Origin of the sequence: Streptosporangium sp. NPDC050284 (assembly GCF_044459525.1) — a bacterium.
Classification (GTDB): Bacteria; Actinomycetota; Actinomycetes; order Streptosporangiales; family Streptosporangiaceae; genus Streptosporangium.
On record NZ_JBITIZ010000018.1, the window covers coordinates 93272 to 100217 of the forward strand.

The following is a 6946-nucleotide window of genomic DNA, read 5'->3' on the forward strand; positions in this document are numbered from 1 at the left end:
CGGTGCCGGAGCTCACCTCCCGCTCAGCCCTGAGCCGCGGCCCGGCGCGCCCCGGGACCGAACCAGAAGAGCAGCGCCACCGCCAGTGCCAGCACGATCGCCGCGCAGGCCCAGACGAACACCGACGAGATGTTCGCCGCGACGCCACCGCCTTCTTCGGTGAACGGGATCAGCAGGGCCGCCAGGCCCAGTGACCCTCCGACGGTCAGCGCCGTCTGCAGCAGGCCCGCGGTGACGCCCGCGTACTCGGGCGGGGCGGTGGTCAGAATGATCATGTTGAACGGGATGATGGCGACTCCGACGCCGAGCCCCATGACGACGAGCGCCGGGAGCACGCCGGTCAGGTAGGTGCTGCCGGCGTCGAGGCGGGTCAGCCAGGCCACCCCGGCCAGCACCACGACCAGGCCGAGCACCGCTCGGGTCTGCAGGCTCACGCTCGCGATGTGCTTGGTGAGCAGCTGGGTGACGACGAGCAGCGCCAGGCCGAAGGGGAGGATGGCCAGCCCGCTGCGCAGCGCGTCCAGCCCGAGCACACCCTGCAGGTACTGGACCAGATAGATCAGGAAACCGGTGAGCACCGCCGCGAGCAGCAGCAGGCACAGGAGGGCTCCCGCCCTCTGCCTGCCGGCGAAGACCACCAGCGGCAGAAGCGGCTCCTCGGTGCGCCGGTCCCATATCAGCAGCGCCGCCGCCAGCAGGGCCGCCGCCGCGAGTGAGCTCAGTGCCCCGGTGTCGCCCCAGCCGCTCTCGGCGGCGCGTACCAGCCCGTAGACGGCGGCGGTGACGGCTGCGGTACCCAGCAGGGCGCTCGGCAGGCCGAGCGGGCGCGGCCGGGTGGCCTCGTCACGCAGACCCAGCACCTTGGCGGAGACGGCGATGATGAGCAGGCCGATGGGCACGTTGACCAGCAGGCTCCAGCGCCAGTCCCCCACCCAGGTCAGCACACCGCCCAGGACCATGCCGGCGGAGGCCCCCAGGCCGGTGACGGTGGAGTACAGGCCGAAGGCGCGCTGGCGGCGCTCTCCTTCGAAGACGATCGCGAGCAGCGCCAGACCGGTCGGACCGGCGATCGCCGCGCCGGCCCCCTGCAGGACCCGGCCGAGCAGCAGGACCTCCAGGTTGGGTGCGAGACCGGCGATGAGCGAGGCCACGACGACCAGCCCGATTCCGGCGAGGAAGACCCGGCGGTGGCCGAGCACGTCACCGAGCCGGCCCGCGAGCAACAGGAGCCCGCCGAAGGCGAGGAGGAAACCGTTCGGCACCCACGACCCACCGGTGATCGAGAGTCCCAGGTCGGACTGCAGGGTCGGCAGCGCGACGTTCACGATGGTGCCGTCGAGCTGCAGCATGAACTCCGCGCCGACGATCGCGGTGAGCGTGAGGGCCCACGGCCGGGCAGGGGCGTCCCTGGCCGGAATCCCCTCGGAGACGCTGTCGGTACTCATGGAACCTCCGATGCCGATCACCCGGACACATACTGAGGCATCCTCAGGTTAGAGGCCGGAACTATACTGAGGACGTCTCAGCTTGGATGAGAAGAGTCAAGCTGAGGCCGCCTCAGGATGTCAAGCGGGAGGTTCGATGACGACCGGCACGCCCCACATCGCCCAGCGCCCCAAACGCGCCGACGGCCGGCGCAACTACGACGCGATCCTGGCCGCGGCCCGTAAGGCGTTCGAGGCCGACGGCTCCGAGGCGTCCCTGGAGAACATCGCCGCCCAGGCCGGCGTGGCGATCGGCACGCTGTACCGGCACTTCCCCGTCCGCGCCTCCCTGGTGGAGGCCGCGACCAGGGACGGGCTGGCCGATCTCGTCGCCCACGCCGAGCGACTGCTCTCCTCCCCCGACCCGCTGGGGGCCCTGGCGGAGTGGATGGAGCGGGCCGTACGGCACTTCAGCACCTTCCGAGGGCTGGTCGGCATCCTCGCGCAGAGCATGTACGACGAGGGGACCCCCTCGTACGCCATGTGCAACGCGATGCATCACGGCGGCGCGGACCTGCTTCGCGCCGCACAGGCCGCCGGTCTGGTGCGCGCCGACCTGACCCCCGGCGAACTGTTCGACCTTCTCAGCGGCGCCGCCTGGGTGCGCGAGCAGTCCCTGCCGGACAGGGACGACACCCCTCGCCTCCTGCGCCTCGTCCTGGAGGGGATCACCACGCACGACCACCGGCCCTGAGCGAGCCCGCGACCGGACCACCCATCCCCTCGACGGCGGGCGACCGGTCTCGCCACACGACCCCTCGACGACGAGTGGTGATAAAAACCAACTAATTAGGTAGGCTAATAGTAGTTATTGTCGGCGCCGGACCAGGGGACCGGCACCACAGGAAAAACCGGCCCGTACGCACAAGGGAGCGCGGCCAGGGCCACCCGTCGTCTTTCCTTCACGAACGCCTGGGGTCTTCACAGAGATGAGTTCGTACGAAGAGAGCCTTTCCGACACCGCTTCGGTCGCCGTGGTACGCACCGCCGAAATGGACAGATTGCAGCACCTGACCTGGGAACCAGGAGGCGAAGGGCGTCTCGTCGCCGTGTTCGGCGAACCGGGGGCCGGCAAGACGCATCTGCTCTCCACACTCGTGCGGGACCGGCAGTGGACCGTACTGCCCGCCGCCGTCTATCGCTGCTCGCGCGGCGATCGAGAGGGCACGATGAACAGCGTCAGGAGGATGCTGCGGCGTGCCCGGTTGTCCTCGGAACGCCATCAGCCGCCGGGGGTGGCCGGCCTGTCACGGCACCGGCGGCAGCCGGACCGTGAGCTGGTGGTGATCGAGGACGCCCACCTCGCCGACGAGCGAACCATTCACGAACTGGCCGGGATCGCCGAAGGCGCCTCCCCGCCGCTGGTGGACGTGGTCGTGTCGCTGCGTCCCCGGCAGACGCCCGAGGCGCTGGCCGAGGCCGTCTCCCTCGGCGTGGCCTTCGGCCGCACCGCACGCATCGAGCTGGCGCCACTCAGCGACGAGCAGATGCTCGCCATGACGCCCGTCCCCGCTCCGTACGATCTTCGCCGTCGTAGCCGTGGCAACCCGTTCAGCCTCCGCGCCCTGCAGGCCCTCGACCACAGCACGTGGTCCGGGAGCGACACCGCCGTCGCCCCGTTCGAGTTCACCGTGCTCACCGAGGTCCGGGGCCTCACGCTGAACGAGCGCTACGTGCTGAACGCCGCGGCGATCCTGCGCTCGCGGTTCGACGTCGAGCTGCTCGCCGAGATCGCCGAACTGGACGCGCTGGTGGTCTCCGCCGCCCTGCGCGGCCTGGTCCGCCGCGACCTGGTGCGGGTCGAGCCGATCGGCACGCTGTTCTCCATTCGGGACGAGGTCTTCGGCACGCTGCTGCGCAGGACGATCGACCCCTGCTGGGCCACCCGCGCCCACCAGCGCGCCCTGAGCCTGCTCTCCGCCCGCGGCCAGGCCGGCAAGCAGCTCGGTTTCCACCTGGTCAGCTCGCTGTCACGGGTCCGCGCGAGCGAGCTGACGCGGATCGTGGACGCGTCCTACGAGATCATGGAGACGGACGTCGCCGAGTGCGTCTCCTGGCTCACGCCGGTGATCGCCGAGGCACCCGTCTCCAGCGAGATCGGGATGCGCGCCCGGCTGGCACTGAGCACCGCGTTCGGGCGGATCGGACGGATGACCGAGAGCCGGGACCTGCTCTTCCTGGTGCACGAGTCCGGCGGCTCGGTGGACCCGCTCATGCTGGCCGGGCAGGTCGCCTCCGTGTCGATGGTCGAGGCCGTGCTGAGTCAGGACGCGCAGACCCTCGGCCTGCTCAACGAGCATCTCGCCCGGCAGGACCTGCGACACTCACCGGTCTGGCCGCGTCTGGTGTTCGCGCAGGGCTTCCGCACGACCATGCTCGGCCGAATACCGGGGAAGAGCGAGCTGGAGCAGGCCCTTCAGGTCGCCCGTACCGGCCACGACGACCTCACCGCCGCGGGCCTGCTCGCTCTTCGGGCGCTGGAGGCGACCTTCTCCGGTGAGGTGGACCGGGCACTGGCCGACACGACCACCGCGAGCGAGCTGCTGGACCGCGCGCCGGAGCACCTGGTGGCGCGTCACCTGGAGAGCCTGTTCGTGGTCGTCCTCGCCCATCTCTACCTGGGCCGCTACGTGGAGGCCCAGCGGCAGGTGCGGCGGGGCGTCGACGTCGCCCGCCACCGCCAGCGGATCTTCCTGCTCCCGGCGCTCCTGGTCCTGCTCAGCGAGGCCGAACGCCACCTCGGACAGCTCGAACAGGCCCGCGAAGCCGCCAACGCCGCCATCATCGAGTCCGGCCCGGACAACTCTCTGCGGCACACCCAGGCGGTCGCGCTCAAGTCCGCGGCCGAGGTCTGGATGCAGCCGGTGGGCAGCGGGAAGGCCAGGTCCCTCGCGCAGCAGGCACTGGCCCGGCAGTCACCGTCGCAGGCCAACGTCAACGGCAGCGCCTCGATCGCCGCGCTGACCCTCGCCAGATGCGCGTGGCTCGACGGCGACCCCGCGCACTGCGTCGCCCTCCTGCTCAACGAGGGCAAGGGGTCCGAGCTGCGGACCATTCCCATGGCCTACCGCAACACCGCCTGGGAGATGCTGTGCGCCGCCGGAATGGACGCCGGCATGCCCCTGGACGGCTGGGTGCGCAACAGCCAGGAACACGCCCGTGCCGTTCCGATGCCGCACAACCTCGCCTACGCGGACCTCACCCGAGGACATCTGCACCGCGTGCGGGGTTCGCTCTCCGAGGCGGCGAGGTGCTATCAGGACGCGGCCGATCGCTTCGCGTCGGCGGGCATGGGGATCGAGCAGTGCTACGCGCTGGGACAGGCCGCACGCGTGCTCGGCGAGCTGGGGCACGCCGAACGGTCCTCCCGCACGGCCAGGCTCGCCGCCGAGATGGCACGCCGGTCAGGGGCGGTGACCATGCTCGACTGGCTCGGCAGGCAGACGAGCGGGCCGGCCACCGCGGAACTCGAACCCGAGACCGGCCCCGTGGAGATGTTCGGCCGGCTCACGCACCGCGAGCGTGAGATCGCACTGCTCATCTGCACGGGCATGAAGCGCCGCGAGATCGCCGACCGGCTCACCATCAGCATGCGGACCGTCGACGTTCACCTGACCCGGATCTACCGGAAGACCGGTGTCAGCTCCCGGATGGAGCTCGCCCTGGCGACCCGGCGGAAAACGACCGACCGCGACTACGCCACACGCTTTTAGGACCACTTGAGCCGTTCTTTCTAATGTCGGTTCCTGCGAGCCTCCGCGTTCCGGACGGCGGCTCGGAATTCCGCCCAGGAGGCGACCATGGATTTCCGCGTGCTTTCCGCTCGGATCTCACCGGTGCTCGACACCGTGAACTCCTGGGCCCTGCCACTCGTGGCGGCGCCACCGGAAACCACCTCGGAAAGGGTCGGCGCCCTCGGCCGGCCGGGCCGGTCGCTGATCCTGCGCGATCTCACCGAGAAAGTCGTCGAATACCACTCCAGTAATCCCGACCCCACCGGGACGACACCCACGGAGAAGGACTTCGCCACCGTGAGGCTTGAGATATTCGGCTCGGACGGCGAGCCGCTCGGCCACACCAGAGGGGCGGGCCGCATGCTCTACCGCCAGGAGCACGACGGGCATTTCATCGCCTACTTCGGGGAGGAGATCCGGCTGAACGACGGCAACGTCATCCGCTCAGGAGGACTGGTCGACGACGCCCGGCTGACCGCAGGCGAGGCCGCCACCTTCCCCGCCGTCGTCGTCGCGGGGCCGCTGCGCGGCGCCATCGGTTTTCGCCAGTTCCGGCCGCTGGTCAAGGACGCCCACGACACCTACGAGTCGACGATCGTCGTCTACCTGCGGTAACGGGACGGAGAGCGCAGATGACCCTGACACGACTTCCCGTTCGCAGGATCGGATCCCTCACCGTGGGCGCGCAGGGCCTCGGCTGCCTCGGCATGTCGGAGTTCTACGGCGCCACGGTGGAGGCCGAGTCGATCGCGACCATCCGGCGCGCCCTCGACCTCGGGGCGACACTGCTGGACACCGCCGACGTCTACGGCCACGGCGCCGGTGAGGAACTCGTCGGCAAGGCCGTCGCCGGGCGGCGGGAGACGGCGATCGTGGCGACCAAGTTCGGCGTGGTACGCCCAGGACCGGGCGTCGGCGCCACCGTCCGAGGGGACGCCCGCTACGTCCGGCGAAGCTGTGAGGCCTCGCTGCGGCGGCTCGGCGTCGACCACATCGACCTGTTCTACCTCACCCGCGTCGACACCGAGGTCGGCGTCGAGGAGAGCGTCGGCGCGATGGCCGAACTCGCCGCCGCGGGCAAGATCCGCGAGATCGGACTGTGCGAGGCGGGTCCCGAAACCATCCGGCGCGCCCACGCGGTGGCCCCGATCGCCGCGCTGCAGACCGAATGGTCGCTGTGGTCGCGAGACATCGAGCGCCGGATCGTGGCGACGTGCCGGGAGCTGGGCATCGCGCTGGTGCCGTACTCCCCGCTGGGCCGGGGCTTCCTCAGCGGTGCCATCCGTTCTCCCGAGCAGCTGGAGGAGGGCGACTTCCGGCGCTTCGGGCTGCCCCGGTTCGCCCCGGACAACCTGCCGCGCAACCTCACCCTGGCCGACCGTCTCGTCGAGCTCGCCGCCTCACTGCGGGTCACGGCGGCGCAACTGGCGCTGGCGTGGTTGCACCACCGGGGGGCGGACGTGATCCCCATCCCGGGAACGAGGCACCGCGCTCATCTGGAGGAGAACGTCGACGCCGCCTTCCTGAGCCTCACCCCGGCCGATCTCGCCGCCGTGGAGGCGGCCGTTCCCTCGGACGAGGTCTACGGGGAACGCTGGAACGAGCAGAGCATGCGGTTCGTCGACCGCTGAGGGACGGGATCGGTGTGGGCCGGTGGAACGCCGCGCCGCGTTCCACCGGCCCACACCCGCCCACCCCAACCCGCGGCACCCCCCCGGGATACCATAG

The 6946-nt window shown here is 70.7% G+C and carries 5 protein-coding genes; 4 read left to right on the top strand and 1 reads right to left on the bottom strand.

Annotation, left to right across the window (positions count from 1 at the left end; translation table 11 throughout):
• Positions 1 to 23: 23 nt before the first annotated feature.
• Positions 24 to 1445, bottom strand: coding sequence for an MFS transporter (locus ACIBH4_RS33150; RefSeq protein ID WP_362519187.1), 1422 nt, complete (start codon positions 1443 to 1445; stop codon positions 24 to 26).
• 136 nt (positions 1446 to 1581) lie between these two features.
• Between ACIBH4_RS33150 and ACIBH4_RS33155 the strand changes: the two genes are divergently transcribed.
• The 4 genes from ACIBH4_RS33155 to ACIBH4_RS33170 all read left to right on the top strand — a co-directional run bounded on the left by ACIBH4_RS33155 (position 1582) and on the right by ACIBH4_RS33170 (position 6849).
• Positions 1582 to 2178: a TetR/AcrR family transcriptional regulator gene (locus tag ACIBH4_RS33155; protein ID WP_362519190.1), complete on the top strand. Its 597-nt coding sequence runs from the start codon at positions 1582 to 1584 to the stop codon at positions 2176 to 2178.
• A 298-nt stretch (positions 2179 to 2476) separates the two neighbouring features.
• The gene (locus tag ACIBH4_RS33160) at positions 2477 to 5197 is read left to right on the top strand and encodes a LuxR C-terminal-related transcriptional regulator (RefSeq protein WP_362767443.1); all 2721 of its coding nucleotides are present in this window, start codon (positions 2477 to 2479) and stop codon (positions 5195 to 5197) included.
• Positions 5198 to 5284: 87 nt separating this feature from the next.
• Complete coding sequence (locus ACIBH4_RS33165; protein ID WP_362519196.1) at positions 5285 to 5833, top strand: hypothetical protein; 549 nt, start codon at positions 5285 to 5287, stop codon at positions 5831 to 5833.
• Between the two features lie 17 nt (positions 5834 to 5850).
• Complete coding sequence (locus ACIBH4_RS33170) at positions 5851 to 6849, top strand: aldo/keto reductase (RefSeq protein ID WP_362767440.1); 999 nt, start codon at positions 5851 to 5853, stop codon at positions 6847 to 6849.
• Positions 6850 to 6946: the final 97 nt, after the last annotated feature.

Coding starts and splice junctions, on each gene's coding strand:
- ACIBH4_RS33150 (WP_362519187.1), bottom strand. CDS start 1,445: ATGAGTACCGACAGCGTCTCCGAGGGGATTCCGGCCAGGGACGCCCCT.
- ACIBH4_RS33155 (WP_362519190.1), top strand. CDS start 1,582: ATGACGACCGGCACGCCCCACATCGCCCAGCGCCCCAAACGCGCCGAC.
- ACIBH4_RS33160 (WP_362767443.1), top strand. CDS start 2,477: ATGGACAGATTGCAGCACCTGACCTGGGAACCAGGAGGCGAAGGGCGT.
- ACIBH4_RS33165 (WP_362519196.1), top strand. CDS start 5,285: ATGGATTTCCGCGTGCTTTCCGCTCGGATCTCACCGGTGCTCGACACC.
- ACIBH4_RS33170 (WP_362767440.1), top strand. CDS start 5,851: ATGACCCTGACACGACTTCCCGTTCGCAGGATCGGATCCCTCACCGTG.